The organism is Nocardia sp. JCM 34519.1 (assembly GCF_020361265.1).
Taxonomy (GTDB): Bacteria; Actinomycetota; Actinomycetes; order Mycobacteriales; family Mycobacteriaceae; genus Nocardia; species Nocardia arthritidis_A.
Genome location: NZ_JAIRBR010000008.1, coordinates 73,186 through 94,001, shown reverse-complemented (window position 1 = coordinate 94,001; position 20,816 = coordinate 73,186). Strand labels below are relative to the sequence as shown.

Below are 20,816 nucleotides of genomic sequence, written 5' to 3'. Positions count from 1 at the left end.
AAGCTCGATCGTGCGGCGCTGCCCGATCCGGAGTTCGCCGCCGCGGCGGAATATCGCGCACCGAGTAGCGAACGGGAACGGGTGCTGGCCGAATTGTTCGCCGAAATCCTCGGGCGTGACCGGGTGGGCGTCGACGACAGCTTCTTCGCGCTGGGCGGCCATTCGCTGTTGGCCACCCGCCTGGCCAGCCGGATCCGCGACGTACTGCGCGTCGAGGTGCCGGTGCGCATCATCTTCGACGCGCCGACCGTCGCCCAACTCGCACAACGATGGCCACAGCTGGCCCCCGCGCGGCGACCAGCTCTGCGCAAGATGAGCCGAGAGGTGGGTCTGTGATGATTCCGCTTTCCTACGCACAGCGCCGGTTGTGGTTCATCCATCGGCTCGACGGACCGTCCGCCGCGTACAACATGCCGGTCGCGGTCCGGCTGCGTGGCGAATTCGACGAGTCGGCCTTCGCCGCCGCGATCGGTGACGTGGTCGCAAGGCATGAGAGCCTGCGCACGATATTCGTCGAAATCGACGGTGTACCAACGCAACAGGTGCTCGACGACGTCGAGGTGCCGATCGCGCTCGCCGACCTGCCCGCCGCCGAGGTGGACGCGGCGATCGCCGATGCGGCGGGGTATCCGTTCGAACTGTCCACCGAGATCCCGATTCGCGTCACGGTAATACGGTGCGGCGCCACCGAATGCGTTGTGCTGCTGCTGATTCACCACATAGCCGGTGACGGCTGGTCGATGGCGCCGCTGCTGCGGGATCTGTCGACGGCGTACGCGGCGCGCAGACAGCGGCGCGCGCCGGACTGGGCACCGCTGCCGGTGCAATATATCGATTACACGCTGTGGCAACGGGAGCTGCTCGGCGAGTCGACCGACCCGGAAAGCCTGCTCTCCCAACAGTTCGAGTATTGGCGGCGCGAGCTCGCGGGCGTGCCCGAACAGTTGCCGTTGCCGACCGATCGGCCGCGTCCGCGGTTGGCGAGCTATCGCGGTGATGTTGTCGTCGCCGGTATCGATCCGGAGATTCGGGCCGGTGTGGAACGTCTCGCCGCCCGCGAAGGTGTTTCGGCGGCGATGGTCATGCAGTCGGCGTTGGCCGTGCTGCTGTTCAAACTCGGTGCGGGCGAGGATATTCCGATCGGCTCACCGATCGCCGGGCGCACCGATGAGGGTCTGGCCGATCTGGTCGGGTTCTTCGTCAACACGTGGGTGCTGCGCGCGATCGTGGTGCCCGGGGCATCGTTCACCGAGCTGCTGCGTCAGGTCAGGGCGAAAGCGTTGGCCGCGTACGAGAATCAGGATGTTCCATTCGAATTGCTGGTGGAGCTGCTGAATCCGGTCCGCTCCTCGGCGCATCATCCGCTGTTCCAGGTGCTGCTCAGCTTCCAGAACAATGCCGGGCCCACCCTGGAATTGCCCGGGGTGGTATTCGAACCCTATGCGCTCGCCGCGACGACGTCGCGATTCGATCTGGTATTCAATATCGTCGATGCCGCGGCCGGGTGGGATATCCACGCCGAATACGCGACGGATCTGTTCGACCGCGCCACGGTCGAGGCGATGGTGGCGCGGCTGACAGCCATACTGCGGCTGGTGATTTCGGATCCGGGCCGGTCGGTTGGGTCGATCGATGTGCTGGACGACGCTGAACGCGAACTCGTCCTGCACCGATGGAATGAGACCGCCGTCGACGTTCCGGACACCACGGTGCTCGAGTTGTTCCGGGCGCAGGTCTCGCGCACCCCGGATGCGGACGCCGTGGTCTGCGGTGACTCCGCGCTCACCTACCGGGAACTCGATCTTCGGGCGGATCGGCTCGCGCGCAGCCTGATCTCGCGCGGGCTGGTCCCGGATCAGGTCGTCGCGGTGGCGCTTTCGCGGTCGGTGGAGTTGGTCGTCGCATACCTCGCGGTGTTGAAGGCGGGTGGTGCGTATCTGCCGATCGACCCGGCGTACCCGTCGGATCGGTTGGCGTTCGTGCTCGCCGATGCCGCGCCGGTGGTTGTCGTGACCGATGCGGCCACCGCGAAGGTGCTGCCCGGCAACGCGATACCGCATCTCTATCTCGATACGCCGTTGGATGACGCCGAGCTCGGTGGCCTTGTCGCGGTACGGCCCGCGAATCTGGCGTACCTGATCTACACCTCTGGTTCGACCGGTGTGCCGAAAGGTGTTGCCATCACCCACCGCAACGTGGTGAACCTGGTCGCTCAGGCGTGGTCGGCGGGTTCTGGAGACCGGGTCCTGGTGCATTCGTCGGTGGCGTTCGATGCCTCGACGTATGAGATCTGGCCCGCCCTGTGCGGTGGTGCGACCTTGGTGATCGCGGGTGAGCTGCGTTCGGATCCGGTGGAGATCGCGCGGCTGGTCGCGGCCCGGTCGGTGACGAAGATCTTCGCGACACCGCCGTTGCTCGCGGTACTGGCCGACCATGCGAAGACACTGCCGGAGCACACATTTGAGAGCCTGACCGAGGTTCACACCGGTGCGGACACGCTCACCGCCGAGCTGGTGCACGCGTGGCGTGCGCTGTGCCCGGGGCTGCGGATCGACAACCTCTACGGTCCGACGGAGGCGACCGTCGATGTGACCTCGATGGCCGTGCCCGATGAAGTATCGGGTGCAGTGCCGATCGGCGTTCCGGTGGCCAATACCCAGGTGTACGTGCTGGATTCGGCGTTGGCTCCGGTACCTGTCGGCGTACCGGGCGAGTTGTACGTCGCCGGTGCGCAATTGGCGCGGGGCTACCGGGGCCGGGCCGGGCTGACCGCGGCACGGTTCGTCGCCGATCCCTTCGATTCCTCCGGCGGCCGGTTGTACCGCACCGGCGATGTGGTGCGCTGGAATCGCGCCGGGGTGCTGGAATTCGTCGGCCGGGTCGACGATCAGGTGAAGATCCGTGGTTTCCGGGTCGAGCCCGGTGAGGTGGAAAGCATTCTGGCACAGCATCCTTCGGTCTCCCGGTCGGTGGTGGTGGCGCGCGAGACCGATACCGGTGACAAGCAGTTGGTGGGATATGTGGTCGCCGATGGCATCGACGGGGCGGACGTGCGTGGTTTCGTGGCCGAGCGGCTGCCGGACTTCATGGTGCCCGCGGCCGTCGTGGTGCTCGACTCGATTCCGTTGACCGCCAACGGAAAGGTGAATCGGTCGGCGCTGCCCATCCCGGAGCTCAGGTCGTCGGTGGCGTACCGGGCGCCGGGCAGTGTCCGCGAACAATTGCTGGCCGAATTGTTCGCCGAGGTGCTCGGCCGCGACCGCGTCGGCGTCGACGACGGCTTCTTCGCGCTGGGCGGTCATTCGCTGCTGGCCACCCGGTTGGTGAGCCGGATCCGGGCGGTACTCGGGATCGAGGTCCCGATCCGGACGGTCTTCGATGCCCCGACTGTCGCGCAACTGGCGCGCCGGATGGATACGGGTGAGCGGATGCGTCCGGCGCTGCTGGCTCGGCAACGGCCGCAAGAGGTTCCGGTGTCGTTCGCGCAACGGCGGTTGTGGTTCATCCACTGGATGGAAGGGCCGTCCGCCACCTACAACATGCCGGTGACCGCCCGGTTGACGGGCGCGCTCGATGCGGCGGCGCTCGCGGCGGCGCTCGGCGATGTGGTCGCTCGGCACGAGAGCCTGCGCACGGTATTCCGGGAGGTCGACGGTGCGCCCGTGCAGCGGGTGTTGGATGCCGAGGATATCGCGGTGCCGGTGTCGGTGACCGGCGTCGACGCGGCCGAGCTGGATGCGGCGGTGACCGCGGCGGTGCGGTATCGGTTCGATCTGTCGTCGGAAATTCCCATACGGGCCAGCGTCTTTCGCTATAGCACCGACGAGTGCGTGTTGGTGTTGCTGATTCACCATATCGCCGGTGACGGGTGGTCGGCGGCGGTGCTGCTGCGAGATCTGTCGGTCGCGTATGCGGCGCGGGTCGCGGGCGCTTCGCCGGGGTGGGATCCGCTGCCGGTCCAGTATGCGGATTACTCGCTGTGGCAGGCGGATTTACTCGGGTCGTCCATCGATCCGGATAGCGTGTTGTCGCGGCAGTTCGAGTATTGGCGGCGCGAACTCGACGGCGTACCGGAACAGTTGCGCTTGCCCACCGATCGGCCGCGGCCGAAATCGGCCAGCTACCGCGGCGATGTCGTCGGCTTCGACATCGATCTCGAAACCCGCGCCGCGGTGGAGCGATTGGCGGCCGGTGCCGGTGCCACGGCGTCGATGGCATTGCAGGCGGCGCTGGCCGTATTGCTGCTCAAACTCGGTGCGGGGGAGGACATTCCGATCGGTTCGCCGATCGCCGGTCGCACCGATGACGCGCTCGCCGATCTGGTCGGGTTCTTCGTGAACACATGGGTGTTGCGTGCGGAGGTCGATCCGTCGGCGTCGTTCACCGAGATTCTGGAGCAGGTCAGGGCAAAGGCGTTGGCCGCGTACGAGAATCAGGATGTTCCGTTCGAATTGCTGGTGGAGTTGCTGAATCCGGTTCGCTCCGCGGCGCATCACCCGTTGTTCCAGGTGTCGCTGGCGTTCCAGAACAACACGCTGCCGAAGCTCGAATTGCCCGGTGTGCGGGTAGAACCCCATCCCGCTACAACGGCGACCGCGCGGTTCGATCTGTTTTTCAATATCGCCGACGCCCCGGTGGATCACGCGTGGAGCGGTTTGGTCGAATTCGCGACGGATCTGTTCGACCGCTCGACGGTCGAGACGATGGCGGCGCGGTTCGTCCGCCTGCTGCGGCAGGTGGTGGCCGATCCGGATGCGCCGGTCGGCGCGGTCGATGTGCTCGGGGGCGAGGAACGGGAATTGGTGCTGCGCCGGTGGAACGGCACCGCCGCGGACGTCTCCGATGCCACCGTGCCGGAGTTGTTCGAGGCGCAAGCCGTTCGGACACCGGATGCGGTTGCGGTGTGCTGCGGTGACGCCACGGTCTCGTATCGGGAGCTCGATCGCCTATCGGATCGGCTCGCGCAGGTGTTGGTTTCGCGCGGGGTCGGTCCGGAGGCCATTGTCGCGGTCGCCCTGCCGCGATCGGTGGATTTGATCGTCGCGTTGCTCGCGGTTTCCAAGGCCGGTGGCGCGTATCTGCCGATCGATCCGGTGTACCCGTCGGATCGGCTGGCCTTCATGCTCGCCGATGCCGCGCCGGTGGTGGTGGTATCCGACTCGGTTACCGCGAAGATACTGCCCGACAATGAAATACCGCGCCTTTATCTGGACTCGCTCGACGTCGCGGACCGGACGGCCGCGCAGCGGAGCGTCGCGGCGCGCCCGCACAACCTGGCGTACGTGATCTATACCTCGGGCTCCACCGGCGTGCCGAAAGGTGTTGGCGTCACGCACCGCAACCTGGCGAACCTGGTCGCTCAGGTGCGGTCGACGGGGCCGGACGATCGCGTGCTGGTGCACTCCTCGGTCGCGTTCGACGCCTCGACATATGAGATTTGGCCCGCCCTGTGCGATGGCGCCGGTCTGGTGGTCTCGGATGCGCAGCGCTCCGATCCGGTGGAGATCACGCGATTGGTCGAGACGTGGTCGGTGACGAAGATATTCGTCACCCCGCCATTGCTATCGGCTCTGGTGGATCACATCGAGTCGGTGCCGGGCCACCCGTTGCGGACGGTGACGCGGGTGCTGGCCGGTGGCGCCGAGCTGTCGGCCGATGTGGTCCGGCGATTGACCGCGAAATACGCCGATATCCAGTTGACGAATATCTACGGGCCCACGGAGACAACGGTATTCGTAACCGCCCAAGCTGCGGCGGCGGATGCCACCGGTGCGGTGCCGATCGGTGGTCCGGTGCTCAATACCCGTGTGTTCGTGCTCGACTCGTGGTTGCGACCGGTGCCGGTGGGTGTCGCGGGCGAATTGTATGTGGCCGGTGCGCAATTGGCGCGCGGCTATCGGGGCCGGGCCGGATTCACCGCGTCGCGTTTCGTCGCGGATCCGTTCGATCGGTGTGGTGGCCGGTTGTATCGCACGGGTGACGTGGTGCGGTGGAATGCCGACGGGCAGTTGGAATTCGTCGGTCGCAGCGACGACCAGGTGAAGATCCGCGGGTTCCGGGTCGAGCCGGGCGAGGTGGAATGCGTGCTCGCGCAACATCCATCGGTCTCCCAAGCCGTCGTCGTCGCGCGCGGAACCGATTCCGGCGCAAAGCAACTCATCGGTTATGTGACAGCGGCCGGCGACGCGGTGGACGCGGCGGACGTGCGCGGGTTCGCGGCCGAGCGTTTGCCGGAGTTCATGGTGCCCGCGATGGTGCTGGTGCTCGATTCGATGCCGTTGACGGCCAACGGAAAACTCGACCGCGCCGCACTGCCGGAGCCGGAGTTCACCTCCTCTGTACGGTATCGAGCGCCGCGTACCCACCCCGAGCAAGTTCTCGCAACGGTATTCGCCGAGGTGCTCGGTTTGACCCGAGTGGGCGTCGACGACAACTTCTTCGAGCTGGGCGGCGACAGCATTCGCTCGATCCAGTTGGTTTCGCGGGCCCGCGCGTCGGGCGTCGAGGTGAGTCCCCGTGCGGTGTTCGAATGCCGGACGGTGGCCGCATTGGCGGCCGTAGCCGTCGAACGCACACAAACGGAACTGGATGAGCTGCCGGGCGGCGGGGTCGGCTGGCAACCGTTGCTGCCGGTCGCGCGATTCGTACGCGAATTGGGTGGCGGATTCGACGATTTCAATCAGACGATGGTGCTCGATCTGCCCGTCGGTATCGATCGGGCGGGCCTGGTGGCCACCCTGACAGCGGTGATCGACCGGCATGACATATTGCGGTCGCGACTGGTCGACGACGAACGCGGCCCCGGGTTGGAGGTCGCGCCGGTCGGGTCGATCGACGTGGGACGGTTGCTGTCTCGCGCGGAGAGTGGCGAGCAGGTGTCCGCCCGATTGGATCCGGCCGCCGGGGTGATGGTGCGGTTCGTGTGGTTCGATGCCGGTCCGGAGCGGGCGGGCCGGTTGGCGATCGTCGCGCACCACCTGGTGATCGATGGCGTGTCCTGGCGAATTCTGCTGCCGGACTTGGCTGCTGCCTGGCAGCAGATCTCCTCGGGTGCAGCACCGGCACCCGTGACGGGAACGTCGATGCGGCGTTGGGCGCACGGGCTCGTCGATGCGGCCGCCCAGCCGGAGCGGGTGGCTGAACTGCCGTGGTGGCGTTCGGTTCTCGATGGCCCGGACCCGATGCTCGGTGCGCGGCCGCTGGATCCGGCGGTGGATGTCATGGCGACCGTCGGCCACACGATCGTCGAACTGCCGGTGACCGAGACCGAGCAGCTTTTGACCACGCTGCCCGCGGTATTCCACGGTGGTGTCGAGGATGGGCTGTTGGCGGCGCTGTCCGCGGCGGTGACGCGGTGGCGGGGTGTGCCCGAGGATTCGGTGCTTATCCGGTTGGAAGGTCATGGGCGGGAAGAGGACACGGTTCCCGGTGCCGATCTGTCGAATACGGTTGGTTGGTTCACCAGCATGTACCCGGTGCGATTGCGCACGGACGCAACGGCGTGGGACGAGCTTCGTGCGGGCGGCCAGGCTGCGGGCGCATTGGTCAAGTCGGTCAAGGAACAGCTGCGCGCGGTTCCGGGGAAGGGCATCGGTTACGGTTTGCTCCGATACCTGAATCCCGAGACATCCGCTGTGCTGCGGGAGTTTTCGGCGGGACAGATCGGATTCAACCATCTCGGCAGGTTCACCTCCGCCGACCTCATGCCGCAGCGTCTGCGAGGCAACGGGTGGACTCCGGCCCGTGCCGAGGCGGAATCCATTGCGGCGCAGGATCCGGCGCTGCCCGCGCTGGCTGCGCTCGATGTCACCACAATGGTCGTCGACGGCGACGAAGGGCCGGTGTTGCGAGCGATATTCGCGACACCGACCGGAGTGCTGGCGACTACCGAGGCCGAGGAACTGGCCGGGTTGTGGCGGGACGCGGCCATGGGATTGGCCCGGCATGCCGCCGGGCCGGGCGCCGGCGGATTGACCCCTTCGGATCTTCCGCTGGTCGCGATGGAACAGCGGGAGATCGAAGACCTGGAACGACGGTATCCGGGCTTGGCGCAGATCTGGCCGCTGACCGCGATGCAGTCGGGTTTGCTGTTCCATCAGGCGTTGGCGGGCAAGGGTTTCGACGCCTATCACATGCAGGTGGTTTTCGGCCTGACCGGCCGCGTCGATCCGGCCCGGATGCGCGCCGCCGGTCAGGGACTGCTGGACCGCTATCCGAATCTGCGGGTCGGATTCGCCGCCGACTCGCACGGCGCTCCGGTGCAAATTGTCGTAGACGGTATCGAAATGCCTTGGCGAGTGGTCGATCTGCGTGATGTGGCCGAGTCGGAACGCGCGGCGGCACTGGAACTGCTGCTGATCGAGGACCGGAATACGCATTTCGATTCGTCGATTCCGCCGCTGCTGCGTTTCACCCTGGTGCTGACGGCGGAGCAACGGTCGGAACTGGTTTTCACCGCCCACCACGTACTGCTCGACGGTTGGTCGCTGCCGCTGCTGATCCGGGATCTGCTGCGCCTCTACGGTTCCGGCGGTGACACCGCGGCACTGCCGCCGGTCGCCGACTACCGCGAATTCCTGAAGTGGCTGCACCAACAGGACATTCATGTCGGCATTCAGGCATGGCTCGACGAACTCGACGGCGTCCGGGAACCGACGTTGCTCGCCGGTGGGACGGGCACTGCCGCACCGGTGGGCGTCGAGCAGGTCGATGTGTCGCTGCCCGCGCTGGTAAGCCCGGAATTATCAAGGCGGGCACGGGAGCTCGGTGTCACGCTGAATACGGTCGTGCAGGCCGCGTGGGGCATCCTGCTCGCGGCTTCGACCGGCCGCCGCGATGTACTGGCCGGTGCCACCGTATCCGGCCGCCCTTCGGCGATAGCCGGAGTGGATTCGATGGTCGGGTTGTTCATCAATACCGTGCCGGTGCGCGTGCGATTCGGCGACCGTGACACCCTCGCAGGCCTTTTGACCGGACTACAGGCCCGGCGGGCCGCGCTGCTGGAGCATCACCATGTCGGGTTGAGCGAAATTCATCAGGCCACCGGCCTGAATGTCTTGTTCGACACCCTGATCGGGTTCGAGTCCTACCCGGTCGACCGCGCCGGAATCGGTGCGGCCGTGACGGCAAGCGGTATCGCCATCGCCGATCTGCGGTCCACCGCGCCGACGCACTACCCGTTGACGGTCGTGGCGGGCGCCGACCCCGATCTCACGCTGCGGCTCGAATATCGCACCGATGTGTTCACCCGGCCCGCGGTCGAAGCTATGTCGACGCGATTGGTGCGAATATTGGCTCAGGTGGCGGCCGACCCGGATATCCCGGTGGCATCGATCGATATCCTCGGCGACGAGCGCGATCTGGTGCTGCGCCGGTGGAACGAGACCACCGTCGAAATCCCGGACGTCACCCTGGTCGGATTGTTCGAGGCGCGGGCGGCCCGGACCCCGGATGCGGTCGCGGTGCACTGCGGCGAGGTCGAGCTCTCGTATCGGGAGCTCGATACGCGGGCGGATCGGGTTGCGCGGGCGTTGATTTCGCGTGGGGCCGGTCCAGATACGATTGTCGCGGTCGCATTGCCGAGATCGGCGGAATTGCTGGTCGCGCTGGTGGCGGTGCTGAAGGCCGGTGGCGGGTATCTGCCGATCGATCCGGCGTACCCCTCGGATCGGCTGGCCTTCGTCATGGCCGACGCCGCCCCGGTCGTCGTCGTGACCGATCCGGAGACGGCAAAGATACTGCCGCACAACGATATACCGCTCCTATATCTCGACGGCATCGACGACGTGGACGGTAGCGACCGGACCGTCCCGGTGCGGCCACAGAATTTGGCGTACCTGATCTACACCTCGGGTTCCACCGGCGTGCCGAAAGGTGTTGGTATCACCCACCGCAACGTGGTGAACCTGGTCGCTCAGGCGTGGCAGGCGGATCCCGGCGAACGGGTGCTGATGCATTCGTCGGTGGCCTTCGACGCCTCGACATACGAGATCTGGCCCGCGCTGTGCGGCGGTGCGACGCTGGTTGTCGCGAGTGAGCGGCGTTCGGACCCGGCCGAGATCACCCGGCTGGTCGAGACCTGCTCGGTGACAAAGATGTTCGCCACCCCGCCGCTGCTGTCCGCGCTGGTCGAATACACGGAATCGTCGCGGTGCGACGCGCTTCGGAGCCTGACACAGGTGAATACCGGGGCGGACACGCTCACCGCGGGACTGGTCCACGCGCTGAAGGCCGCCTGCGGCGGCGTGCGGATCGATAATCTGTACGGTCCCACCGAGGCGACGGTCGATGTGACATCGCTGGCCGTGCCCGACGGGGTGGTCGGCGCGGTGCCGATCGGTGTTCCGGTGACCAATACCCGGGCGTACGTACTGGATCCGTGGTTGGCGCCGGTGCCGGTCGGGATCGCCGGTGAGCTGTATGTGGCAGGCACGCAATTGGCGCGCGGCTATCGCGGGCAGGCCGGATTGACCGCGGCGCGGTTCGTGGCCGATCCGTTCGATCCGGCCGGTGGCAGGCTGTACCGCACCGGTGACGTGGTGCGGTGGAATGCCGACGGGCAGTTGGAATTCGTCGGCCGCAGCGACGATCAGGTGAAGATCCGCGGGTTCCGCGTGGAACCGGGTGAGGTGGAAACCGCGCTCGCCCAGCATCCTTCGGTATCCAGGGCGGTGGTCGTCGCGCTCGAGGCCGATGGCGGCGGCAAACAGCTTGTCGGATACGTCGTCCCGGACCGGACCGATTCGGCCGAACTGGATGGTGCGCGGGTGCGCGAGTTCGTCTCCGAGCGGCTGCCCGATTTCATGGTGCCCGCCGCGGTGCTGGTGCTGGACTCGATCCCGTTGACCGCCAACGGGAAAATCGATCGCGCGGCGCTGCCGGTGCCGGAATTGGTGTCGTCGGCGGAATACCGGGCGCCGAGCACCGCCGAGGAACGGGTGCTGGCAACGATTTTCGCCGAGGTGCTCGGGCTGGACCGGGTCGGCATCGACGACAACTTTTTCGAATTGGGTGGGGACAGTATCCGTTCCATCCAGGTGGTGTCGCGGGCACGCGCACTCGGCGTTGTGGTGAGCCCACGGGAGGTGTTCGAGCGCAGGACCGTCGCGGCGCTTGCGGCAGTGGCCGATGGGCGCGCGGTGGATTCGGTATTGGGGGAGTTGGCCGGTGGCGGGGTCGGCTGGCTGCCATTGCTGCCGGTGGCCCGATTCGTGCGCGAATCGGGCGGCGGCTTCGAACGTTTCAGCCAGTCGATGGTGCTGGATCTGCCGGTCGGCATCGATCGGGCAGGCCTGGTGGCGACGCTCACCGCGGTGCTCGACCGTCACGATGTGCTGCGGGCGCGGTTGGCCGACGACGAGCGCGGCCCTGGGCTGGAGGTCGCGCCGGCCGGGTCGGTCGATGCCTGGCGGTTGGTGCATCGCGTCGAAGTGACCGATTTCGGGGCGGATGTGGTTGCCGCGGAGTTGGAAGCGGCGGTGAGCCGATTGGATCCGGCGGCCGGAATGATGGTGCGGTTCGTGTGGTTCGATGCCGGTCCGGAGCGGGCGGGACGGTTGGCGATCGTCGCGCATCATCTGGCCGTCGACGGGGTGTCTTGGCGAATCCTCCTGCCGGACTTCGTATCCGCGTGGCAGGCGATCTCCTCGGGTGTCGCACCGGGACCCGTGGCGGGGACGTCGATGCGGCGTTGGGCGCACGGGCTTGTCGATGCGGCCGCCCAGCCGGAGCGCGTGGCTGAACTGCCTTGGTGGCGTTCAGTTCTCGACGGGCCGGATCCGATGCTCGGTGCGCGGCCGTTGGATCCGGCCGTCGATGTGCTGGCCACCGTCGAGCGCATCCAGATACAGATTCCGCGGGCCGAGACGGAGATCCTGTTGACCATGCTGCCCGCGGTATTCCACGGCGGCGTCGAGGACGGGCTGTTGGCGGCGCTGTCCGCGGCGGTGACGCGGTGGCGGGGTGTGCCCGAGGATTCGGTGTTGATCCGGTTGGAAGGTCATGGGCGGGAAGAGGACACGGTTCCCGGTGCCGATCTGTCGAATACGGTTGGTTGGTTCACCAGCATGTACCCGGTGCGATTGCGCGCCACCGCGGCGGATTGGGATGAACTTTGCGCGGGCGGTGACATCGCGGGCGCCCTGTTCAAATCGATCAAGGAACAGCTGCGCGCGCTGCCGGACAAAGGTATCGGCTACGGGCTGCTGCGCTACTTGAACTCCGAGACAGCACCTGTGCTGCAACAGTTTTCGACCGGGCAGATCGCGTTCAATTATCTGGGCCGATTCACCTCGGCGGATTTGTTGCCGCCGCGACTGCACGGAACGGGCTGGACGCCCGCGGTCGATGCCGGGCAGCTGATCACACCGATGGATCCGGCGCTTTCGGCCATGCCCGCACTGTCGGTGCTCGACGTGAACGCGATGGTCGTCGACACCGGCGACGGACCGGAGTTGCGGGCGGTATTCGCCGCGCCGTCAGGCGTATTGGCGCGGGACGAGGTCGCCGAGTTGGCCGGGCTGTGGCGGAATGCGGTGGCCGGGTTGGCGCGTCACGCCACCGCCGCCGGCGCGGGCGGTCGGACGCCGTCGGATCTGCCGCTGGTGGAACTGGCACAGCACGAGATCGAGGTCCTGGAGGACCGGTATCCGGGCCTGGTGGATGTGTGGCCGCTGACCCCGATGCAGTCGGGGCTGCTGTTCCATCAGGTATTGGCGGACAGCGGATTCGACGCCTACCACTTGCAGGTAGTTTTCTGCCTGACCGGATCGGTCGATCCGGCTCGGCTGCGCGCGGCGGGCCAGGGTCTGCTCGACCGCTATCCGAATCTGCGAGTGGGTTTCGCCGCCGACGCACACGGCGCTCCGATTCAAGTGGTTGTTGACCATGTCGAATTGCCTTGGCGCGTAGTGGATTTACGTGAGCTCCCGGAGGCCGACCGGGACGCTGCGGCGCGCGCGGCGCTGACCGAGGAACGGGACGAGCATTTCGATTTCGCGGTCGCGCCGCTGATGCGGTTGACCTTGGTGATCACCGGCGAGCAGCGCTCGGAACTGATCCTCACCTCGCATCACGTATTGCTGGACGGCTGGTCGCTGCCGCTGCTGCTCCGCGATCTGTTGTGGCTCTACGGTTCCGGTGGCGATGCCGCGGGCTTGCCACCGGTGCCCGACTACCGGGACTACCTGAAGTGGCTGATCCGGCAGGATTCGAACTCCGGTGTGCGGGCCTGGATTCGGGAGCTCGACGGCGTCGACGAACCGACGCTGCTCGCCGACAGCCTCGGAAAGTCGAGTGGCACAGATCATTCCGCGCAGGCCGGTGTCGAACGCATCGCGGTGCCGCTGACCGCCGAGACGGTCGCGGCGGTCGGCGGGCGCGCCATGGCGCTCGGGGTCACGGTGAACACCGTGGTGCAGGGCGCATGGGGAATGCTGCTGGCCCTGTCGACCGGCCGCCGCGATGTGATCGCGGGCGCCACCGTATCGGGCCGTCCGCCCGCGGTGCCGGGCGTGGATTCGATGGTCGGGCTGTTCATCAATACCGTGCCCATGCGGGTGCGGTTCGGTATGCGCGACACCATCGCCCAGGTGCTGACCGATCTGCAGGCCCGGCAGGTCGCGCTGCTCGACCAGCACCACGTCGGGTTGAGCGATATCCACCAGGGCGTCGGCGTGCACGTCCTGTTCGACACGCTCGTCGCTTTCGAGTCCTACCCCGTCGATCGGCACGGAATCGCCGAGGCCGCGAGCACGAGCGGCATCACCATCACCGAGCTGCGCCCCGATACGCCGTCGCACTACGCGGTGACGTTGATCGCCAATGCCGGTCCCACCCTGAACCTGCATCTCGAATATCGCACCGATATGTTCGAGCGGTCGACGGTGGCGGCGCTGGCGGAGCGGCTCGCGCGCGTATTCCGGCAGCTGGTAACCGATCCGGATATTCCGGTGGGCTCGATCGATATCCTCGGCGCCGACGAACGTGAGCTGGTGCTGCGGCGCTGGAACGCGACCGCTGTCGAATTTCCGGACACCACCGTCGTCGGACAGTTCCTGGCGCAGGTCGGCGCGCATCCGGATGCGATCGCAATCATTTGCGGCGACGCGGAATCGACGTATCGGGAACTCGATATCCAGTCCGACCGGCTCGCGCGAACCCTCATATCGCATGGGGTGCATGTCGATTCGGTGGTCGCGGTCGCGCTGCCGAGATCGGCGGAATTGATCGTCGCGCTGCTCGCGGTGCTGAAGGCCGGTGGCGCGTATCTGCCGATCGACCCCGCATATCCCTCGGATCGCTTGGCTTTCATACTCGGCGATGCGGACCCGGTCGTCGTCCTGACCGATCGGGCCACCGCGAAACTCTTGCCCCACAATGCGATACCGCACCTGTACCCGGATACCGTCGACGGACCCGGACTCGATCGGGCCGTCGCGGTGCGGCCGCAGAACCTGGCCTACCTGATCTACACCTCCGGTTCCACCGGCGTGCCGAAAGGCGTTGCCGTCACCCATCGAAATGTGGTGGCCTTCGCGAATCAGCCCGGGTGGCGCGACGGTGCGCATCACAGCGTGCTGGTGCACTCCTCGGTCGCCTTCGACGCCTCCACCTACGAGATATGGGTGCCGCTGCTCGGCGGTGGCCGGGTGATCGTCGCGCCCCCGGGACGTACGGATATCGCGGCGTTGGCCGGTGTGCTTGCCGCACAACGGGTTACCGCGGCCTTCTTCACCACCCGGCTGTTCGAGTTGATCGTCGAACAGCATCCGGGTGCGCTCGGCGAGCTTCGGCATATTTCGGTCGGTGGCGAGGAGATGACGCCGGAGATGCTCCGGCGCGCTGTGCGGGCCTGTCCCGAGACGCGCGTCATGAACGGATATGGGCCGACGGAGACAACGACGTTCGCGGTCTGCCGGTCTTTCCAGAAGGCGTTCGAGAACGAGTCGGTGCCGATCGGGTCCGCGTTGGCGAACCTGCGAGCGTTCGTGCTCGATTCGCGCCTCGCGCCGGTGCCGGTCGGGGCCGCCGGTGAGTTGTACATCGCCGGTGCGCAATTGGCCCGCGGCTATCACGACCGTGCCGGGCTCACCGCCGCACGGTTCGTCGCGGATCCGTTCGATCCGGCCGGTGGCCGGTTGTATCGGACGGGCGATGTCGTGCGTTGGAATGCCGACGGGCAGTTGGAATTTGTCGGTCGGATCGACGACCAAGTGAAGATCCGTGGTTTCCGGGTGGAGCCCGGTGAGGTGGAAAGCGCGTTGGCGCAACATCCTTCGGTGTCGCACGCGGTGGTGGTCGCCCGTGAGAGCGAGGCGGGCGGTAAACAACTGGTCGGATACGTTGTCCCCGACGGTAATGCGGTCGACGGCCGGGAGGTGCGCCGGTGGGTGGCCGACCGGTTGCCGGAGTACATGGTGCCGGTCGCGGTGCTGGTGATCGAGTCGATTCCGTTGACCGCCAACGGAAAGGTGGATCGTGACGCGCTGCCGGATCCGGAGCTCGTGTCATCGGTGGCGTACCGCGCGCCGAGCGGCGAGCGGGAACGGGTGCTGGCCGAGCTGTTCGGTGAGGTGCTCGGGCGCGAGCGGATCGGCGTCGATGACGGCTTCTTCGAATTGGGCGGCCATTCCTTGTTGGCGACCCGCCTGGTGAGCCGGATCCGGATGGTACTCAGGGTCGAGGTGCCGATCCGGGCCATCTTCGACGCTCCGACGGTGGCACAACTGGCCACCAGGCTGGATGCGGGTGGGCGAGCGCGTCCGGCGCTCTCGGCCCGGATACGGCCGGAGGTGGTTCCGCTGTCATTCGCGCAGCGGCGGTTGTGGTTCGTACATCGGTTGGAGGGGCCGTCCGCCACATACAACATTCCGTTGGTCGCGCGGTTGACCGGCGTATTCGACGCGCGGGTGTTCGCGGCAGCGGTCGGCGATGTCGTTGCGCGGCACGAGGGTTTGCGCACGATCTTCGCCGAGGTCGACGGTGAGCCCGTGCAGCGAGTGCTCGACGCCGCGGATGTCGAGGTGCCGGTGACCGTCGCCGCGGTGAAGGCCGCCGAGCTGAATGCCGCGGTGACCGCGGCGGTGCGGTACGGATTCGATCTGTCGACGGAAATTCCGCTGCGGGTCAACGTTTTTCGATCGGACAACGACGAATGCGTGCTGGTCTTGGTGCTGCACCACATCGCCGGTGACGGCTGGTCGATGACGCCGCTGCTGCGCGATCTGGCGCTGGCGTATACGGCGCGCCTGGACAATCGTGCGCCGGGATGGAAACCGCTGCCGGTGCAGTATGTGGATTACACGCTGTGGCAACAGGAATGGCTCGGCTCGGCCACCGATCCCGAGAGCGTCTTGTCGCGGCAGTTCGATTATTGGCGGCGGGAGCTCGACGGGTTGCCGGAGCAGTTGCGGTTGCCCACCGATCGGCCGCGCCCACACGTCGCCAGTTATCGCGGTGACATGGTGTTGTTCGATATCGATGCCGAGATTCGTAATGCCGTGGAGCGGCTGGCGGTTCGCGAGGGCGCGACCGTGTCGATGGTGTTGCAGTCGGCGTTGGCGGTCTTGTTGTTCAAACTCGGTGCGGGCGAGGACATTCCGATCGGCTCGCCGATCGCGGGGCGTACCGATGAGGCATTGGCCGATCTTGTCGGGTTCTTCGTGAACACCTGGGTGCTGCGCGCCGGCGTGACTCCGGCCGCATCGTTCACCGAGATCCTGAGCCAGGTCAGGGCAAAGGCGTTGGCCGCGTACGAGAATCAGGATGCGCCGTTCGAGCTGTTGGTCGAGTTGCTCAACCCGGTCCGCTCGGCGGCGCATCATCCGCTGTTCCAGGTATCGCTGGCGTTCCAGAACAACACCATGCCGACGGTCGAACTGGCGGGCGTCGGGTTCGAGGCCTATCCGGCGTCCATCGCCGCATCGCGATTCGACCTGTTCTTCAATATCGCCGATGCGCCGGGTGGACACACCTGGAACGGCTTCGTCGAGTACGCGACGGAACTTTTCGATCGGTCGACCGTCGAAACAATGGTGGAGCGGTTGATATCCGTACTGCGGCAGGTGATTTCGGACCCGAGTGGTGCGGTCGGGTCGCTCGATATCCTCGGCGGTGACGAGCGTCGGTTGGTGCTGCATCGTTGGAACGACACAGCAGTGCCGGTCGATTCGAACCAGACACTGGTCGGACTGTTCCGAGCACAGGTTGCGGCGACGCCGGATGCGACCGCGGTGGTCTGTGGTGCGACCGAGCTCTCGTATCGGGAGCTCGACATTCGTGCGGATCGATTGGCGCGGGTGCTGGTTTCGCGTGGGGTGGGGCCGGAGACGATCGTCGCGGTGGCGCTGCCGAGGTCGGTGGAGTTGATCGTGGCGTTGCTGGCGGTGCTGCGGGCCGGTGGTGGGTATCTGCCGATCGATCCGGCTTATCCCTCGGATCGGTTGGCGTTCATCTTGGCCGATGCCGCGCCGGTGTCCGTCGTAACCGACCGTGCGACGGCAAAGGTGTTGCCCCACAACGAGATACCGCACCTCTACCTCGACGCACTCGACACTGTCGTTGTAGACGTACGCGATCGGGTGCGTCCGCAGAATCTGGCGTACCTGATCTACACCTCCGGATCTACCGGTATCCCGAAAGGCGTTGCGATATCCCACCGTAACGTGGTGAACCTGGTCGCCGCGGCGCGGCCGGTCGCCGCGGCGGACCGGATGCTGGTGCATTCCTCGACCGCGTTCGATGCCTCGACCTATGAGATCTGGCCCGCCCTGTGCTGCGGCGCCGTTCTGGTGCTGGCGGACGAGCAGCGCTCGGATCCGGCGGAGATCACTCGGTTGATCGAGGCGCGCTCGGTGACGAAGATGTTCGTGACACCGCCGCTGTTCTCGGCCTTGCTGGACTATGTCGAGTCCTTGCCGGACAACCCCTTCCGAACGTTGACGCAGATTCTGGCCGGTGGCGCCGAGCTGACGGCGGCCGTGGTTCGGAGATTGAACGCGCATTATGCCGGTATTCAAGTGATGAACGGTTACGGGCCGACCGAAACCACGGCGTTCGCAACGGTATTCGAGGCCGCCGACGATAGCGGCGATGTCTCGGTGCCGATCGGCTCCGCATTGGCCAATGTCCGGGTGTACGTGCTGGATTCGGGGTTGATGCCGGTGCCGGTAGGGGTGCCGGGTGAGTTGTATATCGCCGGTGCGCAGCTCGGGCGGGGCTATCGGGGGCGGGCGGGATTGACCGCGTCGCGGTTCATCGCGGATCCGTTCGATCCGGCCGGTGGTCGGCTGTATCGGACGGGTGATGTGGTGCGGTGGGATTCCGGCGGGCAGTTGGAATTCGTCGGCCGAGTCGATGATCAGGTGAAGATCCGTGGTTTCCGGGTGGAGCCGGGTGAGGTGGAAGCTGTTCTGGCGCAACATCCTTCGGTGTCGCAGGCGGTGGTGGTCGCGCGCGAGACCGACGGTGGTAAGCAGTTGATCGGGTATGTGGTCGCCGACCGGTCCGGGCCGGTGGTCGGCGCCGACGAGTTGGTCGGGCAGTGGCGCCGGGTATATGACGACCTGTACAGCGGTTCCGAAAACCGTGGCATCGAGGCCGATTTCAGCGGCTGGAACAGCAGCTATACCGGTGCGCCGATTCCGCTGGAGCAGATGCGGGAGTGGCGGTCGGCCACGGTGGAGCGGGTTCGCGGGCTGCGACCGCGGCGGGTGCTCGAGATCGGTGTCGGGTCGGGGCTGCTGTTGTCGCAGCTGGCGCCGGACTGCGAAGAGTATTGGGCGACAGACTTTTCCGCTACGACCATCGCCACACTCAGGCAGCGGTTGGGTGCGCTGGACGCGGAGTGGGTCGACCGTGTCGCGTTGAGTGTGCGGACCGCCGACGATATCGATGGGCTGCCGGAGAACCACTTCGACACCGTCGTTTTGAATTCGGTTGTTCAGTATTTCCCCGGTCAGGGCTATCTTCGCGAGGTGCTCGAGCGGGTGCGCGGGCTGCTCGTGCCCGGCGGTGCGATATTCATCGGCGATGTGCGCAATCTGGCTCTGCTGGAGGAGTTCACCACCGCGGTACAGATCGTCCGGGGTGGCGGCGATGATCCGGCCGCGGTCGGTGCCCGAGTCCGCCGGGATATCTCGGCGGAGCAGGAGCTGTTGCTGGCACCGGAGTATTTCACGAGTTTGGGTATGGCCGTCGATATTCGACTCAAGCGCGGGTACGCGGTCAATGAGTTGAGCCGATACCGCTACGACGTCGTGCTGCGCGACTCGACCGCGCTGTCGGTCGCCGATGTGCCGAAGTTCGAATTCCACGACCATGATTCGCTGCGCACGCTCCTGGAAAGTAGGCGCCGCGGCGGAATTCGTGTCACCGGGATCCCGCACGCCGGACTGATCGATGAGGTCGAAGCGACGCGGCGGATCAGGGCAGGGTTGCCGACCGACAACAGCGGTGTCGGCTTCGAAGGATTACTCGACACCGGCGCCGATCGGACAGGTGGGGGTCTGCTGCCCGAAGACGTCTATGTGCTGGGGGAGCGGTACGGGTACACCACCGCGGTCACCTGGTCGGCTGAAAACGGCAGTATGGACGCGGTTTTCGTCGATACCGCGAGCGGGCCGCTGACCGACGTGTACCTGCCGTCGTCAGCCGCCGTCCACGCCAACAACCCACAGGCTGGGCTGCTGTCTGCCGATGTGCGTCGGTGGGTGGGCGAGCGGTTGCCGGAGTTCATGGTGCCGTCGGTGGTGATGGTGATCGAGTCGATGCCGCTGACCGCGAACGGGAAAGTGGATCGGAAGGTGTTGCCGGATCCGGAATTCGCCTCGTCGGTGGCGTATCGCGCGCCGGTCGGTGAGCGGGAGCGGATGCTGGCCGCGCTGTTCGCCGAGATCCTCGGGCTCGACCGGGTCGGCGTCGATGACGACTTCTTCGCCCTGGGCGGGCATTCCCTGTTGGCGACGCGTCTCACCAGCAGGATTCGGGCGGTGCTCGGGGCGGAGGTTCCGGTCCGGGCGATCTTCGATTCTCCTACCGTCGCCCAGTTGGCGGCCCGGCTCGACGACGGTGTCGACTCGGCGACGGATTTCGATCCGGTGCTGCTGCTGAAACGTTCGGGATCGCGAAAACCGCTGTGGTGTCTGCATCCCGGCGGTGGACTCGGCTGGTTCTATCAGCAACTCGGACCGCACCTGCCCGACCGGCCCGTCTACGCCATCCAGTCCCGCGGACTCGACGGTGGGCCGCTGGCCGCCTCATTCCAGGAGATGATCGACGACTACATCGATCGGATGCGCGCACTCCAAGACGAAGGCCCGTACTACCTGCTCGGTTGGTCGTACGGCGGAATAGTCGCGCATGTGCTCGCACAACAACTCGCCGAGCGCGCGATGCCGGTCGGATTCCTCGGCATCATCGACAGCAAACCCGTTGTGCCGTCGGAGATTCCACCCGACGTGTCGGAAGACGAAGCCATGGCGGCACTACGCGTCTGGGCGGCCGAAAGATTCGGCGAACAACTCGAATCCCCCGTCATCCAGGAGCTGGTGGGACGAGCGACGAAAGTCCTCCTCAACAACAGCACCCTATTGGCGGGCTGCACCTCCCCCCGCTACGAAGGCGACATGACAATATTCGCCGCCGCCCGCGACTCCGACGGCCACCGAATAGCCGACTCGACCGAAGACCTGCGACAACTCTGGCGCCCCCACGTCACCGGCCATATCGACATAATCGAAATAGACTGCGCCCACGGCGATTTCGACCGCCCCGAAAATATGGCCCGAGTAGGCCGAATCCTGCACGACCTCCTATGA

Annotated in this window: 2 protein-coding genes (1 of these 2 running past the window's edge); both read left to right on the top strand. The window is 66.3% G+C overall.

Annotated elements, in window-relative coordinates; all coding sequences use genetic code 11:
- Positions 1-336: the end of a non-ribosomal peptide synthetase gene (locus LGY53_RS21025; RefSeq protein ID WP_225728400.1), read on the top strand. The gene continues 14,712 nt to the left of window position 1, outside the view; the window shows 336 of its 15,048 coding nt (coding positions 14,713-15,048); the start codon falls outside the window, past its left edge; the stop codon is at positions 334-336.
- On the top strand, positions 336-20,816 hold the full coding sequence (locus tag LGY53_RS21020) for a non-ribosomal peptide synthase/polyketide synthase (protein ID WP_225728603.1): 20,481 nt from the start codon (positions 336-338) through the stop codon (positions 20,814-20,816). The genes LGY53_RS21025 and LGY53_RS21020 overlap by 1 nt, the downstream gene beginning before the upstream one ends.